Source organism: Faecalibacterium duncaniae (assembly GCF_010509575.1).
Lineage (GTDB): Bacteria > Bacillota > Clostridia > Oscillospirales > Ruminococcaceae > Faecalibacterium > Faecalibacterium duncaniae.
The window spans coordinates 1441069-1457388 of record NZ_CP048437.1 but is presented as its reverse complement, the minus strand read 5'-3'; the positions used below and the strand labels follow the sequence as shown (position 1 = coordinate 1457388).

At 59.3% G+C, this 16320-nt stretch carries 13 protein-coding genes; 5 read left to right on the top strand and 8 right to left on the bottom strand.

Translation table 11 applies throughout. The features are described from left to right. Nucleotides 1–66 precede the first annotated feature (66 nt). Nucleotides 67–1842: an oleate hydratase gene (locus GXM22_RS07030; RefSeq protein WP_035394050.1), complete on the bottom strand. Its 1776-nt coding sequence runs from the start codon at nt 1840–1842 to the stop codon at nt 67–69. Nucleotides 1843–1990: 148 nt separating this feature from the next. Beyond that, a complete protein-coding gene (locus GXM22_RS07025) occupies nt 1991–2581 on the bottom strand; it encodes a TetR-like C-terminal domain-containing protein (protein WP_005932732.1) in 591 nt (196 codons plus the stop codon). 299 nt (nt 2582–2880) lie between these two features. Here GXM22_RS07025 and proC point away from each other — a divergent pair, with 299 nt between their 5' ends. The 4 genes from proC to GXM22_RS07005 all read left to right on the top strand — a co-directional run bounded on the left by proC (nt 2881) and on the right by GXM22_RS07005 (nt 6573). Further along, nucleotides 2881–3687 carry a pyrroline-5-carboxylate reductase gene (gene proC / locus GXM22_RS07020; RefSeq protein ID WP_005932729.1) on the top strand — a complete coding sequence of 269 codons (807 nt, stop codon included), beginning with the start codon at nt 2881–2883 and terminating at the stop codon, nt 3685–3687. 4 nt (nt 3688–3691) lie between these two features. After that, nucleotides 3692–4468 (top strand): glutamate 5-kinase, encoded by a 777-nt coding sequence (gene proB / locus GXM22_RS07015; protein WP_005932727.1) that lies wholly within the window; start codon nt 3692–3694, stop codon nt 4466–4468. Between the two features lie 3 nt (nt 4469–4471). Next, nucleotides 4472–5734 (top strand): glutamate-5-semialdehyde dehydrogenase, encoded by a 1263-nt coding sequence (locus GXM22_RS07010; RefSeq protein WP_005932725.1) that lies wholly within the window; start codon nt 4472–4474, stop codon nt 5732–5734. A 398-nt stretch (nt 5735–6132) separates the two neighbouring features. Further along, complete coding sequence (locus GXM22_RS07005) at nt 6133–6573, top strand: methylglyoxal synthase (protein ID WP_005932722.1); 441 nt, start codon at nt 6133–6135, stop codon at nt 6571–6573. A 120-nt stretch (nt 6574–6693) separates the two neighbouring features. Here the strand turns inward: GXM22_RS07005 and GXM22_RS07000 are convergent, their stop codons facing one another. Beyond that, the gene (locus GXM22_RS07000) at nt 6694–8712 is read right to left on the bottom strand and encodes an FAD-binding protein (protein ID WP_005932720.1); all 2019 of its coding nucleotides are present in this window, start codon (nt 8710–8712) and stop codon (nt 6694–6696) included. Nucleotides 8713–9010: 298 nt separating this feature from the next. Beyond that, nucleotides 9011–9712, bottom strand: a complete 702-nt coding sequence (locus GXM22_RS06995; protein ID WP_099357195.1) for a response regulator transcription factor — start codon at nt 9710–9712, stop codon at nt 9011–9013. A gap of 112 nt (nt 9713–9824) precedes the next feature. On the opposite strand from GXM22_RS06995, the gene GXM22_RS06990 reads away from it, so the two are divergent. Further along, complete coding sequence (locus GXM22_RS06990; RefSeq protein ID WP_005932712.1) at nt 9825–11363, top strand: sensor histidine kinase; 1539 nt, start codon at nt 9825–9827, stop codon at nt 11361–11363. 55 nt (nt 11364–11418) lie between these two features. Here the strand turns inward: GXM22_RS06990 and GXM22_RS06985 are convergent, their stop codons facing one another. From GXM22_RS06985 to murD, 4 genes are read right to left on the bottom strand one after another with little or no spacing between them, the layout of a single operon-like run. Beyond that, nucleotides 11419–12735, bottom strand: a complete 1317-nt coding sequence (locus GXM22_RS06985; protein ID WP_005932710.1) for a C1 family peptidase — start codon at nt 12733–12735, stop codon at nt 11419–11421. Nucleotides 12736–12762: 27 nt separating this feature from the next. After that, nucleotides 12763–14025 (bottom strand): methionine gamma-lyase family protein, encoded by a 1263-nt coding sequence (locus tag GXM22_RS06980; protein WP_005932709.1) that lies wholly within the window; start codon nt 14023–14025, stop codon nt 12763–12765. Nucleotides 14026–14034: 9 nt separating this feature from the next. After that, nucleotides 14035–14802 carry a GNAT family N-acetyltransferase gene (locus GXM22_RS06975; RefSeq protein WP_005932708.1) on the bottom strand — a complete coding sequence of 256 codons (768 nt, stop codon included), beginning with the start codon at nt 14800–14802 and terminating at the stop codon, nt 14035–14037. Continuing rightward, on the bottom strand, nt 14799–16202 hold the full coding sequence (murD, locus tag GXM22_RS06970; protein ID WP_005932707.1) for a UDP-N-acetylmuramoyl-L-alanine--D-glutamate ligase: 1404 nt from the start codon (nt 16200–16202) through the stop codon (nt 14799–14801). Before murD ends, GXM22_RS06975 begins: the two co-directional genes overlap by 4 nt. Nucleotides 16203–16320: the final 118 nt, after the last annotated feature.

Sequence of the window (16320 nt, the reverse complement as noted above, 5' to 3'; positions counted from 1 at the left end):
TTCCTCCAGATTCAATAGAATTTTACAGGGCTCTCTTCCCTGCCTGCCGGGCTGAATTCCCGGCGCTCAGATGATCTTATACTCCAGCAGCAGACGGCCCAGATCGGTGTCCTGTACCTTTTCTACCGCTTTGCCCAGTGCAAATTTTTTGATCCAGTTCATTTTCAGATCACTCAGGGGTTTGCCATCCCGCAGCTGAACAGCGGCGTTCAGCAGGTCGCGGACATCGTAGGTGCTGCCCCAGACCTCCGGCACGCCCCGGTCGATATCCAGCAGGGTGTACACGGCTTCCATGCCGGTGCGCATGGAATACTCGGTGGTGAAGATGGTATCCCGCTTCGTCTCGGCAAACTGGCCGATGAAGGCAAAGTTCACTGCGCCCTCCGGCACCACCGCCGGGCGGTCGCCTGCCGCGCGGGGCATGAAAAAGGCTGTGATATAGGGCATCATTACGGGCACGGTATTGGCACTGTGCTCCGCCAGGTCCTCGATCTGGTTTTCGGGGACCCCCAGATGATACAGCCACTCCATGCAGATCTCCTTGCCGGTGCAATCCCGCATGGGCTTTTTGATGTAGTCGCCGGGCGTGTTGCTGAACAGGCCGTAGATCCATCCCACAAGCTGGCCCTTGGGCTGATCCCGGAACTGGGGCTGACGGTTGAATGTCCAGCTGAGCAGCCAGCCGGAATCCCGCGCTGTGACGATGCCGCCCGTGACAGTCCTGCCGCTGAACGGGTCACGCTGGCAGATATTCTGGATGTAGGGCACGATGCGTTCGTCCAGCGTGGTGACCGTGGCGCTCATCCAGTTGGTCTGCTCCGGATCGGAGCAGAACTTCTCCGGGCGGCCAAAGGCCTCATCCTGCGCGGCGATCTTCTTCCACAGATCCCAGCCGTTGCCGGGCCGGAGGGTGGGGTTGAACACTGCAGGCTGATCCTGAGAACCGATGGAAGTGCTTTCCACGCAGCCGCCGTTGGTGATGAACACCAGATCATTCTCGGTCAGATCCACCCGTTCCGCTTCATCGTCCACCAGCAGGCAGATGGTCCTGGCCTGCTTTTTGCCCCCGGTCAGCTCAAACTCAATGTTGGTGACCTTGGTGTTGTAGTGGAAGCGCACACCGTACCCTTCCAGATAGCGGATCATGGGCAGGATCATGCTCTCGTACTGGTTGTACCGGGTAAAGCGCAGTGCCCGCAGATCAGGCAGACCACCCACATGGTGGATGTAGCGCTTCAGATAGAGCTTCATTTCCAGTGCGCTGTGCCAGTTCTCAAAGGCGAACATGGTGCGCCAGTAAAGCCAGAAGTTGGAAGAGAACACCTCCGCGTCAAAAACATCGGTGATGCGCTTATCATAGAGCTGCTCATCCGGGGTAAAAAAGAGCTTGATGAGTTCCATGCAGCCCTGATCCGAAAGACCGAACTTCCCATCGGTGTGGGCGTTCTGCCCCCGGTTTTCCGTGGCGCGGCAGAGCGAGTAGTTGGGGTCTGCCTTGTTCAGCCAGTAGTACTCATCCAGCACGCTTGCGCCCTCGGTCTCAAGCGACGGGATGGAACGGAACAGATCCCACATGACTTCAAAATGGTCATCCATCTCCCGGCCGCCCCGCATCACATAACCGATGCCGGGGTACTGGCAGCCATCACAGGCACCGCCGGGGATGGATCCCTTTTCAAAGAGATGGATATGTTCCCCTTTCATCTGACCGTCACGGACCAAGTAGCAGGCAGCTGTCAGCGCCGCCAGACCGGTGCCCACGAGATAGGCCGATTTCCGATCCACTCCCGCAGGCTTTTTCGGGCGCGCAAATGCCTCATAGTTCCCGCTGGAATAATACATTTTATTCCCTCCGTTTGCTGTGGTTTCCAGGTTTTCACCTTTCATTTTGCGCTGATCATACTGTAACATTTTGTCAAACGGAAAGCCATAAACAGAAAAAGCACCGTGATGGAAAACCCATCACGGTGCCCGGATTGATAAAATATTGTCAGTCGTCAAGATCTGCGGGGCTGCGGTCGGTGCGGAAGCGGCGGAGCGCCTGCTCAAGATTGCCATGAAGCAGAACATTCAGCCGCTCGGTCATCCGGACGGGATCCTCCTTCATATCCTTGCGGATCCATTCCAGCGCCATGCCCACCAGCGCGTATTTGTAAAAGTCGATGATGAACTGCTTGTCGGAATCCTGCACGGTAAAGCCCTGCGCACTGCGGTCTACAAAGTCCCGCAGCATGTGGTCCAGCAGTTTATATAAGTACTGTTCCAACTGCTCACGGCTCACGGAGCGGTAAACATTCATCACCAGAACTTTGTTGTCCTGCACCTGATGCAGGATATCCAGAAAGGCATCTGTCCAGTTCTCAAAGCTCTGTCTGCCCTCCAGCGCCTTGGCGGCATCTTCGACCATGATCCAATCCACGAGGTCGTAGATGTCCTTGAAGTGGTAGTAGAAGGTCATACGGTTCACGCCGCAGTCCTCGGTGATATCATTGATGGTGATCTTATTCAGCGGCTTTTGAAGCAGCAGCTTTTTCAGCGATGCCTCCAGCGCCCTTTTTGTAGTTTGCGACACGAGATCCATCCTTTCCCAGCGGCACACACTGTGCCGCCGACCGTGGTGGCCGTCCTATAGGGCCAGAGAAGTAAGAATACTTCCTTTATACTATAACGCAAATGCCCCCGGTTTTGCAAGTTCAAAATCTCTCATTTTGATATTTTTTTCACGTTCTTCTCCATTTTGCAGCCGTCCCGCCGCCTTTTTGCCGGGTTTCCGGGAGGTTCCTCTTGATTTTCTGGCTCCGGATGCTTACAATGGATGGAGTGGAACGAATGTGCGTTCCATTTATTTCTTTCTGAGTGAGAAAGGAAGGGAAAGTAAGTATGATCAAGACCATCGGATTTTTAGGCTGTGGGAACATGGGCGGTGCCATTGCGCGGGCCGTCTGCAAGGCTGCCGCCCCACAGAACGTTTATCTTGCTAACCGCACTGCCGCCAAGGCAGAGGCGCTGGCCGCAGAGCTGGGCTGCAACACCACCACGAATGCCGAAGTGGCGGGCCGCTCCGACCTGATCTTTCTGGCGGTCAAGCCCCAGATGATGGAGGCTCTGCTGGCTCCGCTTAAGTTCACCCTGAACGAGCGGCCGAGCCGCTTCATCCTGTGCAGCATGGCGGCAGGGCTTTCCATCGCGCGCATCCAGGAGATGGCGGGGGAAGATTACCCCGTGATCCGCATCATGCCCAACACCCCGGCTTCGGTGGGGGCAGGCATGATCCAGTATTGCTCCGCCAATGTGACAGCGGAGGAGGAGCAGGAGTTTCTGAAGCTGATGGCACCCGCCGGGCGGCTGGACGCTGTGCCCGAGGCCCTGATCGACGCGGCAAGCAGCGTTTCCGGCTGCGGCCCGGCCTGGGTGTATCAGTTCATTGAAGCGCTGGCCGATGGCGGCGTGGCCTGCGGCCTGCCCCGGGCCAAGGCGCAGGAATATGCTGCCCAGATGGTATTGGGCAGCGCCAAGCTGGTGCTGGAAAGCGGAAAACACCCCGGTGAGCTCAAGGATGCGGTGTGCAGCCCCGGCGGCAGCACCATTCAGGGCGTGCGCGTGCTGGAAGAGCACGGCTTCCGCGGCGCGGTGACCGATGCGGTGATTGCCGCCTACGACAAGACAAAGGAAATGGGAAAGGGTTAATTTTATGCGCATCGTCGTCAAAGTGGGCACCTCCACGCTGGCACACTCCACCGGGCGGCTGAACATCCGCCACACGGAGGATCTGGTCAAGGTACTGAGCGACCTGAAGAACGCAGGGCACGAGGTCATTCTCGTCTCGTCCGGTGCCATCGGCATGGGAGTGGGCAAGCTGTCCCTGCCCTCCCGCCCCGGTGATATGGCCACCAAGCAGGCCTGCGCCGCTGTGGGCCAATGTGAGCTGATGTACACCTACGACCGCCTGTTCACCGCCTACAACCACAACGTAGCGCAGATCCTGCTCACCGGCGTGGATGTGGAGCACGAGGGACGGCGGCTGAATTTCCAGAACACCCTGACCCGGCTGCTGGAGCTGGGTGCGCTGCCCATCATCAACGAGAACGACACCGTTGCCACTGATGAGATCACCTCTATCGGCGACAATGACACGCTGGCCGCCATCGTCACCTGCTGCATCCATGCGGATCTGCTGGTGCTGCTGAGCGACATCAACGGCCTGTACACCGCCAATCCCCACACCCACCCGGACGCAAAGCTCATCCCGGTGGTAGAGCGCATCACTCCGGAGGTGCTGGCGCTGGCAGACGGGGCAGGCTCCGCATTGGGCACTGGCGGCATGTCCACCAAGCTCCGTGCCGCCCAGATGGTAACGGCAGAGGGCGCGGACATGGTGATTGCCAACGGTTCCCACCCGGAGCTGCTCTACGACATTGCAGACGGCAGACCCGCAGGCACCCGCTTTGCGGGCAGAAAGGAGGGCTGATCCATGACGACACAGGAGATCCTGGAAGCCGCCCGCGCGGCAAGAAGCACGCTGGGCCTTTCCTCGGGCGAGGTGCGCCGCGCCGCCCTGCTGGGCATGGCAGAGGCGCTCTGCTCCCCTGCCCGCCAGCAGGCCATTCTGGAAGCCAATGCGGCCGACCTGGAAGCCGCCAGGGGGCACATCTCGGAGGTCATGCTGGACCGGCTGGCCCTGACACCGGAGCGCATCAGCGCCATGGCAAAGGGCATCCGGGAAGTGGCTGACCTGCCCGACCCGGTGGGCAAAGTTCTGCGCCGGGTGGAGCGCCCCAACGGGCTGGTCATCGAAAAGACCGCCGTGCCCATGGGCGTGATTGCCATCATCTACGAGAGCCGCCCCAACGTGACCAGCGATGCCGCCGCCCTTGCCATCAAGAGCGGCAATGCCTGCATCCTGCGGTGCGGCAGGGAGGCATGGCGCAGTGCCAACGCCATTGTAACGGCTCTTCGGGAGGGTCTGCGGGCAAACGGCCTGCCCGAAACAGCGGTTTGCCTGATCGAGGACACCACCCACGCCTCGGCCAACGCCCTGATGACGGCGGTGGGCTATGTGGATCTGCTCATCCCGCGCGGCGGGGCCGGGCTCATCCGCGCCTGTGTGGAAAACGCCAAAGTCCCCTGCATCCAGACCGGTACCGGCATCTGCCACATCTTCGTGGATGCTTCTGCCGAACAGGACAAGGCGCTGGACATCATCGAAAACGCCAAGGCCAGCCGCCCCAGCGTCTGCAACGCGGAGGAGGTTTGCCTGGTGCACCGTGACATTGCGGCAGAGTTCCTGCCCAAGCTGGCCCGGCGGCTGGGCCCTGACCGCACTGCAAAGGGGCTGCACCCGGTGGAGCTGCGGCTGGACCCGCGTGCCGCCGCCATCATCCCCGGCACCCCTGCAGGTCCTGCGGATTTTGACACCGAGTTTCTGGACTACATTCTGGCCATCAAAATCGTGGATAACGTGGAGGAGGCCGTCGGCCACATCGCCGCGCACTCCACCGGCCACAGCGAAGCCATCCTGACCCGGGACGAGGCCCATGCCGCCCTCTTTACGGCGGCGGTGGACAGCGCGGCTGTCTACGTCAACTGCTCCACCCGCTTTACCGATGGCGGGGAGTTCGGGCTGGGGTGCGAGATGGGCATTTCCACCCAGAAGCTCCACGCCCGGGGCCCCATGGGGCTGGAAGAGCTGTGCAGCTACAAGTACATTATCCACGGCAGCGGCCAGATCCGCTGAACCGTTCAATTGCGAAAACATTTTTCCGTTTTTTTCTCACAGGCCGCAGTGGAAGGACAGCGGCCTGTATTTTTGTTTTGCAGGGATGGACTGTTTTTGCTATAGAAACACTTTCGCCCCAAAATTTCGAAAATTATTTTTCCGTTTGTGTCATGATGTATTTTTCATTTCTCCATTCTGTACAAAAATAAAGTCGTACTTTTATCGGAAATTAGGGTAAAAATCCTCATTTCCCCCTTGACAGCCCCTATTTCGACGCGGTAAAACTATATTGGAAAGTATGGGAACAAGTTCGGCGGGGCGCTCTGAAGTGTGCCCGGAACTGTCCTTCTCACAACTGCAATCCATTTCAAACAGATGTCCGCATGACGACACTAGTACAAAGGAGAGAGCGAATTATGACAATTGCCATTCTTGCACATGATTCCCGCAAAGAACTTGCACTTCAGTTCTGCACCGCCTACAGTGGTATCCTGTCCCGGAACACTGTCATCGCCACCGGTACCACCGGCCGGATGTTGAACCAGGCCACCGGCTTGCCAGTTCACTGTTATCTCTCCGGAAAGCTGGGCGGCATCCAGCAGATCACCGCCCGTGTTGCCTGCGATGAAGTGGATCTGGTGCTGTTCTTCCGCGACCCGCTCCGGGCCGACAGCGGCAGCTCCAACGAGCAGAACCTGCTCCGCCTGTGTGATATGCACAGCGTACCCATTGCCACCAACATTGCCACCGCCGAGGTACTGCTCCGCGGCATGGATCAGGGGGATCTGGACTACCGGGAAGGGATGCACCCGCCGGTGATCGAGCCTCTGGCCGCTCCCCGCCGCGCCGTGTGCTGAGGACTGCCTGACATTTTTTGTGTATAGAGGGAAACGTAAAACAGCGCCGCCGAAGCTTTTCAGGGCTTCAGCGGCGCTGCATTTTTATGCGGTTTTCAGTTCATTTTCCGGGGAGTGACATCATTCCAGACCGGCCATCTGCTTGATGCTCTTCATGGCGAAGGTCAGGGTGCGGCCCATAGCCACACCGGCCATCAGGCAGGGATAGTTGTTGGCAAAGAAGCTGCCGGACATATCGCCGGTGATATACAGGCCGGGCATGGGCTTGTTATCGTTGTCCAGAGCCTGACCCTTTTCGTTGATGGCAATGCCCTGCTCAGTGGTCAGCAGAGAGGCACCCAGCCAGCAGCCGTAGAAGGGCGCGGTACGGATGGCGCTGAGGCGGTAAGCCGGCTTGCCGAAGTCCTCATCGTTCTGCTTGTCGTAGAGCTCGTTGTAGCGCTCCACAGTGGCAAGGAAGGTGTCCTTGGCAGCGCCAGTAAAGCCCATCTTGTCAGCCAGCTCGTCCAGCGTATCGCACTTGAACAATGCACCGGCCTCGATCGCCTCGTCCATCTTACCCTGAATGTACTTCTCACCGCCGTTACGGGTCTGGGCAGAGCAGCCGATGGTGTGGAAACGCTTTGCGTCCTCCAGAATGTTGGCATCGCAGATCTGTGCGTAGACACGGCCCGGCTGGTGAGCAGCAGCGTAGACGATGTCATTGTAGGGGCTGCTCTCGTTGGCAAAGCGCTCGCCGTTGCGGTTCACCTTCAGGAAGGGCTGGGTGCCGGGGTTGTACTGACGGATGGTACCAGGGAAAGCCTTGCCGCCAAAGGCAGTGTCGCTGTCCACATAGCCGCCATCCACACCGGGGGCCACGATGCCGCGGTCAAACAGCATGGGAGCGGCCTCCTTGTCCAGATTGGCACCGGCCCACATTGCAGCCCGGATGCCGTAGCCCTTATCGGAGGGAGAGTAGGAGCATGCGGTGGTGACGGAAGTGCCCAGGGGATCCAGCTGCTCCATCATGTAGGGGTTGCCGGGGAAGCCGCCACAGGCCAGCAGCACGCCCTTGTTGGCGTTGTAGCGGATGAAGTGGTCATCCTCGGTGCTCTGGGCGATGATGCCGGTAATGCGGCCATCGCTGTTCTTTTCCAGCTTGGCCAGACTGGTCTTGAAGTCCACATCGTAGCCCAGCTCCTGAATGTACTGAAGCAGCAGCTCGTTCCGGGCGGCACCACTGGAGCGATCATAGGTATACTCGATCTCGGGGTACATATAATCGGTGTTGTGCTCGGCGTTTTCTGCAGGCCACTTGGCCTCGTCGCCGTAGGTGTAGATCATCTTCACGCCGTACTTGTCCTCCATGATGGAGCGGACAAATTCGATCATCTCGGCAGACTCGTTGATCCAGGTCTTGACCACGCGCTGATCACACTTGCCGGAGGCGTAGCGGGAGACCTCGCTCAGCAGCTTGGCACGATCCATCTTGATGCCCTGTTCCTGAGCGCCAAAGCCGTCCACGGCACCCACCCAGTGACGGGTATCCTGCACATTGCCGTTCTGCTCGATGACACGGAAGTTCAGGCCCTTGGCAGCGGCATAAGCAGCAGCGAACATACCGCCGTTGCCGGCACCCACGATGAGGATGTCGGTGTCCACGGTCTCGGTGATGGCAGCCTCGTCGATGTCAGGCTCCTTGCCCAGCCAATCGGTCTCGTCGCCGGTGGGCAGCTGAACGGAAGTTACAGTTGCCTCTCCCTTTGCCTGTGCAAAGCAGCTCTTGGCGGCCTTCTTCACGGCATCGGAGGTGATGGTGGAGCCGGACACGCCGTCGATCTCGTCAGAGCCGGCGTTCAGCAGCTGGTTCTTCAGCTCCTCGGCAGCAGCAGCGCCGTAGGAAGCGGTCTCGCCGGAGGTATCGACCACAACGTCGGTCACAGCACTGTCAGAGAAGGTCATGGTGACCTTGACGGTAGAGGAAATGCCCTCAGCAGTGCCGGTGTAGGTACCGGGGGTGTAGCTGCCTGCTGCACCGGCGGAAGCGGCGGTGGAGGAGCTTGCAGCGTTGCAGGCAGCCAGTGCACCAGCGGTGACACCGGACATGGCAGCGGCAGCAGCGATCTTCAGAAAGCCTTTACGCGAGATCTTGTTCATGCTTGGATGATCCTTTCTTCTCTTTTTCTGTTCTTATTCTTCGATTTTCCTTCTTATCCGAAACGCACCGCCACAATACGGCGCAGACTTCGTTCGATAATAAATTAACACAAAGTCTGCCTGTTGTCTTTTAAGAATTCTTAAGCATCTTTGCCGTTTCTTCGCTGGAAAAATCCTGTTTCCCACTTCGTTTGACAAATAACGGTCAAACCAGAGCAGAAAAAAGCACCCACGGCTTAAGTTTCCTTAAGAAGTGGGTGCTTTGAGGATTAACGATATTTAAGACAGCAACACCATTTCAGGCTTCCGTCTCCCCTTCCGGGCGGAAAATATAGCCTTTGCCCCAGACATTTTTGAGGTAGATGGGCTTTGCAGGGTCGGGCTCGATCTTACTGCGGAGGTTATGGATATGCACCTGCACAGTGCGGACATCCCCCAGGCTCTCCTTCCCCCAGATCTTCCGGTAAAGCTCGTTTGCGGTAAAGAAGGTGTTGGGATGCCGGATGAAGAGGGTCAGGATGCGGTACTCCATGTCGGCCAGATGGATGCTCCGGCCGTCCTTTTCCACGCAATGGCTGTTGGAATCCAGCGTAAAGGCCGCACAGTGGTAGCCGCTGACGCTGGGCTCTGCGGCATCCATCTGGACACGGCGGATGTTTGCCATGATGCGGGCCAGCAGAACTTTGTGGTTGTAGGGCTTGGTCAGGAAATCATCGCCGCCCAATTCCAGTGCCCGTACCACTGTGTCTGTATCGTCCAGACAGGAAGTAAAAATGATGGGGCAGTGGTACCAGCTGCGCAGGCGCTGGCACAGTTCCATGCCGTTGGTGTCCGGCAGAAGGATATCCATCAGGATCACATCGAACTTTTCCCGGGCGTGGCTCAGCGCTTCGCCGCCGGTGTCAGCGCAGACCACCTCAAAATTCTGCTGACATTTCAAGAAATAGCTGGTAGTGTCCCGGATCACCGGATCATCTTCCACCAGAAGAATGCGGATCATGCGGTTTGCCCTCCCCTTTTCGGCGTGAATTTGCTATAATAGCTTTATCTAGTATACCGTATTTCCGGGCTGTTCTCAACCGGTTCTCCAAAGTTTTGCAGGGGGTCTTTTTATGATAAAAAAGCGATTTCTGCTTCCGGCTGCCGCCGGGGCACTGGCACTGACCATTGGGTTGGCAGGGATCTGGTTCAACCAGCGACTGCCGGCGCTGGCGGATTTTGGAGTCCCCGGCATGGACTCCGAAGCCCAATTGATGGCATGGGCTGCCCTGTTCCCGGAAAAAGGAGTGGCTGCCCTGACCTTCCGCACGGTGCTGCAGTGGATGGCCATAGCGGTATTCTGCACTCTGGGGGCGGTGGTGCTGGCCCTGTACCGATACAAGCCTCAGAAGGAACTGGGGTATTTTCTGCTGTATCTGACGGTTCTGACCCTCTGGGCTCTGGTGATCATTCTGGCTCCGGTGGGGAGTTCCGGCTGGAGCGTCTTTTTCCGCCGGGGATTCTTTACCGTCACGGTTCTGGCAGGTATTCTGCTGTGCGCCGCCCTGACAGGGGCTGTGCCGGTGTCTCACGGGCAGCGGCTCCGTTCCCTGCTTCTGACGCTGGGGTATCTTGTTCTGACGCTGATTTCCCTCAGCCGTGTACGGGCGGTGGGGCTGCTTTTGGGCATGGGCTACTGTCTGGGCATACTGATGGCAATGTATGCCCGGGGCTCCGACGCTGCCCTGCTGATGCTGTTTCCCTGTGCCATCACCATTGGCTTCCGGGTATGGGTGGTCCTGCCGGGCATGCATGTTCCGTTTTTTCAGGAGAGCGTGTTTTTCTACCTGTTCCGGTGTGCCCGGATCTACGACGCGCCTTTTACTCTGGGCTGCATGGCCTACGTCTGCCGCCGGTATGCCCTGCAATTTGACCGGGCGGAACAGCTGGCCCGGGAGCTGGATGCCAGGGTCATTCAGCGGACAAAGGCCCTGACAGAGGAGACCGAAGCCCGGAAAAGCATGATGCTGAACATTTTCCACGATCTGCGCAGTCCCCTGTTTGCGGTCAGCAGTGGCCTGGACACGCTGGAGGCTGCTCCGGAGGCCCTGCCGGCCCTGCTGCCCGCCTTACAGCAGCGGACGGCCTTTCTCCGCCGCCTGACGGAGGATCTGTTTCTGGCTGCAAAGCTGGAGCAGAAACAGGTGATGCTCAACGAGGACCGGGTATCTCTGGGGGAGGTCATCGCTGCGGTCTGTGACAGCTGCCGGGAGGAGGCTGAGAAGAAGGGCGTGGTGCTTCAGGCTCCCCCGGCTTCGGAGCTGCCGGTGTGGGGCGACCAGATCCGGCTGCAGCAGATCCTGCAGAACCTGTTGACAAATGCCATTCACTACACCCCTGCAGGAGGGAGCATCACCGTCAGCAGCCGGGTGGAGGCCGGTGCTGCTCTGGTGAGCGTCCGGGACACGGGCTGCGGCATTGCGCCGGAGGATCAGGCCGCCGTATTTGACCGGTATTTCCACACCACCACCTCTTCCAAGCACGACTCCACAGGTCTGGGACTGACCATTGCGCAGGAGCTTGCCCACCTGCACCACGGAGAAATCCTATTGGAAAGTGAAGTGGGCAAAGGCAGCTGCTTCACGTTGAAGCTTCCCCTATTACCCGCTTAACAGAGAAATCCCCCCGCCATAGGCGGGGGGATTTCTTTATAGTATCTATTTGAATTTAAGCCAGCGGGTCCCACAGCTTCATGGGCAGGGGCTCCTGATCCAGCAGGGCGCGCTGGGCATCGCTCAGCAGGCTCTTGCGGACGGTGATCTGGTAGACATTGGCCTTGAACCACTTCTCGCTGCCGATGTAGTAGCCCTTCTGGCCGGAGGCATCGCCCCAGCTGTTCTCGATCTTCCAGCGGTCAGCCTTGCCGTTCTCGTCCAGATTGACACCGCAGAACATCATGCAATGGTTCATGGTGCTTTCACGGGTGAGCAGCCGTTCGGCCTTGGTCATGCCAAAGGTCAGGCCACCCAGCACCTCGCCGTACTGGAAGCAGTCGGGGTCCCAATAACCGTTGGCGCGGTCACCGTCGGGGTGGCAGTCGCAGCTGAACATGACCCCCTCCCCTGCCTGCAGCTGACGGATGGTCAGATCCTCCAGCTCCTCCTGCGAGAGGTTCAGCCAGAACATATTCTCCTCCACCACGTCACCCATAAAGGGCTGGCAGTAGGTGCGGTTCAGCGCATGGATGGGCGAGGAGATGATGACGACGTAATCATCCAAATCATTGCCCACATATTTCTCCAGGAAGGTGTGCGGGGTCAGGTTCCGGTCGCAGTGGTAGTGCTCATCCTTGTCGGTATACTCAAAGTCAAAGCTCCTGGGGGGCTGGCCGTAGAGGATGCACAGGGCGTTGTAGATCTCCGCCAGCATCTCCTCGCGGCGGGCGGCCGTGTCCTTTCCCTCTTTTGCCATGGCCCGCAGTTCCAGCGCATCCTCCCGCAGCTTGCGGTTCAGGATGGGCAGATACTTGGCCGTGCCGGTGGAGTGGACAGTTTCCGGCATGACCCAGGAGGGCACCACGCCGTACTTTTTGATCAGGCTGATGGCCATATCCCACTGGCCGCCGTCGGGCAGCGGGTTACCCAGCAGGGTGTAGGTCTCGCGGTCGGTCAGGTCCTGATCCGCAAAGTGGAGGATGTTCTCAAGGAAGAGATTTGCCTTTTCCAGCTTATCGTAGAACGCCAGATAGGTGGGAGAGAAGGAGAAATCCTCCAGATCGCACTTGGCGATCACCCGCTGGCGCAGGACGTTCAGGGTGGAGAACATCCAGCAGCGGCCGCTCTGCTTCTGGTTGGTAATGTTATTGGTCTTGACCAGCACAGAGAAGTCCATCCGCAGCTTGGCAGCGGCGGCGGGCACAAAGGCCGCGTCCGGCAGAGCCGTGCGGGAAACTGCATTGGACATCACATTCAGCTCCGGGCGGGCAGCATAGCCCTGCTCAAAGCGTTCCAGCATCCGGGCATCAATGGGAGTAACACGATTCATTTGATTCACGCTTTCTTTAAGAAAAAATCAATCCTTGAAATAAGCATTCTGCACGGCCAGCAGGACACCGGCACGGCTTGCGGCAAAGTTCAGGCCGCCCTGCAGGTAGCAGGTGTAAGGCTCACGCAGGGGGCCGTCGCAGGAGAGCTCGATGGTGCTGCCCTGAGTAAAGCTGCCGCTTGCCATGATGACCTCATCGGTATAGCCCGGCTCCGGAGAGGGTTCCGGTGCGGCATAGCTGTCCACGGGGCTGGCGGCCTGAATGCCGCGGCAGAAGCCGATGAGGGCATCGGCGGTATCGGCATCGAAGCAGGTCACGATATCGTTGTGGTCCTCGCAGTAGCGCGGGATGGGCTTTTTGCCCACCAGCTCCAGCAGGCACTGGGCATAGATGGCGGTCTTGATGGCTTCACACACCACGCCGGGGGCATAGTAGAAGCCAAGGTACATATCACGGGGCGTTTCCAGCGTACAGCCCAGCTCCTTGCCCAGTCCGGGGGCGTTCAGGCGGTAGGCACACAGCTCCACCAGATCCTTCCGGCCCGCGATATAGCCGCCGGTGGGGGCAATGCCGCCGCCCGGGTTCTTGATGAGACTGCCCACCACAAGGTCGGCACCTGCCTGGCAGGGCTCCTTCATCTGGGTGAACTCACCATAGCAGTTGTCCACAAAGATGATGATCTCGGGGTTGGCGGCACGGGCCGTGTCGGCGATCTTCTGAATGGTATCCAGATCAAAGGCATTGCGCTGCAGGTAGCCGCGGCTGCGCTGGATATGGCAGACCTTTGCCCCCGGGGCCTTTTGAGCGATCAGCGCGTAATCCGGGGTGAAGTCGGCTTTGAGGGGGGCTTCGTCGTACCGGATGCCGTAGTCCATCAGGGTGCCGGTGCCCTTGCCCTTGCCGTCCAGACCGATCACGCCCTCCAGCGTATCGTAGGGGCGGCCGGTAGCGGCCAGCAGGGTATCCCCTGCCCGCAGCAGGCCGAACAGGGCCACCGCCAGCGTATGGGTGCCGCTCTGGAACTGACTGCGCACAAGGGCATCCTCCGCGCCCATCACCTCGGCAAAGATCTGCTCGAGCTTGGCGCGGCCGGTATCCCACAGGCCGTAGCCGGTGGTGCCCAGCATATCGGTGGAGGACATCTGGGTATCGGCAAAGGCCTTGAGCATTTTCAGCTGGTTGTAGTCCCGGATCTCCTCCATGTGACGGAAATAGGGCTGGCAGAGTTCCATGGCTTTTTCGTCCAGCGCCAGGACTTCGGGTTTGTAATCAAAAAAGTGGTTCAACATTGACATAATCTATCCTTGATCTTTATTTTCATATCGGGCATACTCTCCCAGCTTTTCAAAGCCGAGGCGGGTATAAAAGTGCACCCGTTCCGGGGAGCAGAGGAAAAGGGGCTGCAGGCCCTGCGCCGAGAGGGTGTTGGCCAGCCGGACGATAAGCCGCCCGCCGATGCCGCGCCCCCGCAATGGCTCCGCAGTCTCGCCGCAGGCCATGTAAGCCTGCTCCGTTCCAATGGCGTAAGCGCCCACGGTGCAGGCAAGCTCCCCGCCCTGCTCCAGAGCCCAGACCACAGCCCTGCCGCGGGCGCGCTTTGAGCAGAGCTCAGAGTAAAAGTCATCCCGCCGCGTGGGGCGGTCCGGAAACAGCATCTGTGCAACGGGGCCCGCCGGGGGCTCCGGGTCAAAATGCAGGGAGGCCCAGAGCGTTTCTTCCACAGCGGGTTCCGGCAGCTGCTTTCCGGGTGCCAGGCCAAAGACAGAATGGGACTTTGCACGGGCCCAGCCGGTGGGCGGTGGGCACTCAGCTTCGTCCAGGATGACCGCCTTACAGCCGCAGAAATGCAGGAAGCTGGCCAGTTCGTCCGGGTTGGCATGGCCCGCCAGCCAGGCGGTACTGCCGCCCACATCCAGCGCCAGCGTTGGCCCGGCGAAGAACCGGCCCGGCTGACTTTTGCCAAAGAGCGCCAGCGCCTGCGGCATCGTGACCCCAAGGCAGAGCTTTCCGCGGCAGGCGCTGCGGAACCGCTGCCTCTGGCGGGGCGTTCTGACCTGCGTGATCATTTCAGTGCGTTGACGATGTTCTTGAACTCGCGGCCGCGCACCTCAAAGTTGGGGTAGAGGTCGAAGGAGGCGCTGGCGGGAGACAGGATGATGATATCGCCGGGCTTTGCGGCGGCACGGGCCAGCTCCACGGCGTGCTGCATATTGTCCGCGTGCTGGATGGGCAGTGCTGCCTCGTTGAAGCCGGGGTCTTCCCGCAGGGCCTTTTCAATGCGGGGGCCGGTGGCACCCATCAGCACCAGATCCTTGACGTGGGCCACGATCTCGGGGGCCAGCGGCTCATAGGGGATGTGCTTATCGTAGCCGCCCGCAATGAGGATGACCTTCTGGTCAAAGCTGCGCAGGCCCGCAATGGTGCGGGTGGGGCTGGTGCCGATGGAATCGTTGTAGTAGAGCACGCCGTCCAGTGTGCGCACCGGCTCAATGCGGTGCTCCACGCCGGTAAAGGTGCTGCCCACCTTCTGGATGGCCTCCACGGGCACCTCTCCCCAGACTGCGGCGGCAGCGGCCAGCAGATTCTCGATATTGTGCAGGCCCCGCAGCTTGATGTCCTTCTGGGCCAGGAAGGGCGTTACCACACCGTCCTCGGCCATGCAGAGCATGTTGTCCTCTTTGCGCAGGAAGGCACCGTTGTCGGTATCGTGCAGGCGGGTGAACCAGACCTGCCTGCCCTTGCAGTCCTTCTGCATGGAGCGGCTGATTTCGTTCTCGTAGCCCAGCACGGCACGGCAGGGCGGGTTCTGGTAGAGCAGGATGTTGCGTTTTGCGTCGATGTACTCCTGCATATCCTTATGGTGATCGAGGTGGTTGGGGGTGACGTTGGTCACCACAGCGATCTTCGGGCTCTGGTGCATGCTGATGAGCTGGAAGCTAGACAGTTCCACCACAGCCACATCCTCCGGCCGGACCTCAGGCAGCATGGGCAGCAGGGCCGCGCCGATGTTGCCGCCCAGATGTACTTTGCGGCCTGCGGCCTCGTAGAACTTGGAGATGAGGGTGGTGGTGGTGGTCTTGCCGTCAGAGCCGGTCACGGCCACGATCTCGCAGGGGCAGAAATCGAAGAAAAGCTCGACCTCGCTGGTGACCATGGTGCCCGCCGCCATGGCATCCTGCAGGGGCTTTTCAAAGTAGCCCACAAAGCCGGGGGTGCGCATGATGATATCCTGGCCCTTGAAGCCGTCCAGATAGTGTTCGCCCAGGCTCAGGTCAATGCCCAGTTCCCGGATGGTAGCGGCATAATCGCCAAACTCCTCCACGCTCTTTTTCTGGTCACACAGGGTCACATGGGCCCCCAGCTCCACAAACTCCTTGATAAGGGTCTTGTGGCTGACACCGGCACCGATGAACGCCACCTTTTTGCCCCGGATGAGTTCTGCAAGCTTCTGCTGATCTTTCTGCATAAAGAAAGAACCTCCTCTATGAAAATTCAGGCTGAAATTGATTCACTACTCCATTTTACACCTTTTCCAGCCAATTGGCAACGCCAAACCTTGTTCTGGCCCCAGATGCACCGAAATC

Bases quoted from the DNA above. Each gene is read 5' to 3' on its own strand.
- GXM22_RS07030 (WP_035394050.1), bottom strand. From the start codon at position 1,842: ATGTATTATTCCAGCGGGAACTATGAGGCATTTGCGCGCCCGAAAAAG.
- GXM22_RS07025 (WP_005932732.1), bottom strand. From the start codon at position 2,581: ATGGATCTCGTGTCGCAAACTACAAAAAGGGCGCTGGAGGCATCGCTG.
- proC (WP_005932729.1), top strand. From the start codon at position 2,881: ATGATCAAGACCATCGGATTTTTAGGCTGTGGGAACATGGGCGGTGCC.
- proB (WP_005932727.1), top strand. From the start codon at position 3,692: ATGCGCATCGTCGTCAAAGTGGGCACCTCCACGCTGGCACACTCCACC.
- GXM22_RS07010 (WP_005932725.1), top strand. From the start codon at position 4,472: ATGACGACACAGGAGATCCTGGAAGCCGCCCGCGCGGCAAGAAGCACG.
- GXM22_RS07005 (WP_005932722.1), top strand. From the start codon at position 6,133: ATGACAATTGCCATTCTTGCACATGATTCCCGCAAAGAACTTGCACTT.
- GXM22_RS07000 (WP_005932720.1), bottom strand. From the start codon at position 8,712: ATGAACAAGATCTCGCGTAAAGGCTTTCTGAAGATCGCTGCTGCCGCT.
- GXM22_RS06995 (WP_099357195.1), bottom strand. From the start codon at position 9,712: ATGATCCGCATTCTTCTGGTGGAAGATGATCCGGTGATCCGGGACACT.
- GXM22_RS06990 (WP_005932712.1), top strand. From the start codon at position 9,825: ATGATAAAAAAGCGATTTCTGCTTCCGGCTGCCGCCGGGGCACTGGCA.
- GXM22_RS06985 (WP_005932710.1), bottom strand. From the start codon at position 12,735: ATGAATCGTGTTACTCCCATTGATGCCCGGATGCTGGAACGCTTTGAG.
- GXM22_RS06980 (WP_005932709.1), bottom strand. From the start codon at position 14,025: ATGTTGAACCACTTTTTTGATTACAAACCCGAAGTCCTGGCGCTGGAC.
- GXM22_RS06975 (WP_005932708.1), bottom strand. From the start codon at position 14,802: ATGATCACGCAGGTCAGAACGCCCCGCCAGAGGCAGCGGTTCCGCAGC.
- murD (WP_005932707.1), bottom strand. From the start codon at position 16,202: ATGCAGAAAGATCAGCAGAAGCTTGCAGAACTCATCCGGGGCAAAAAG.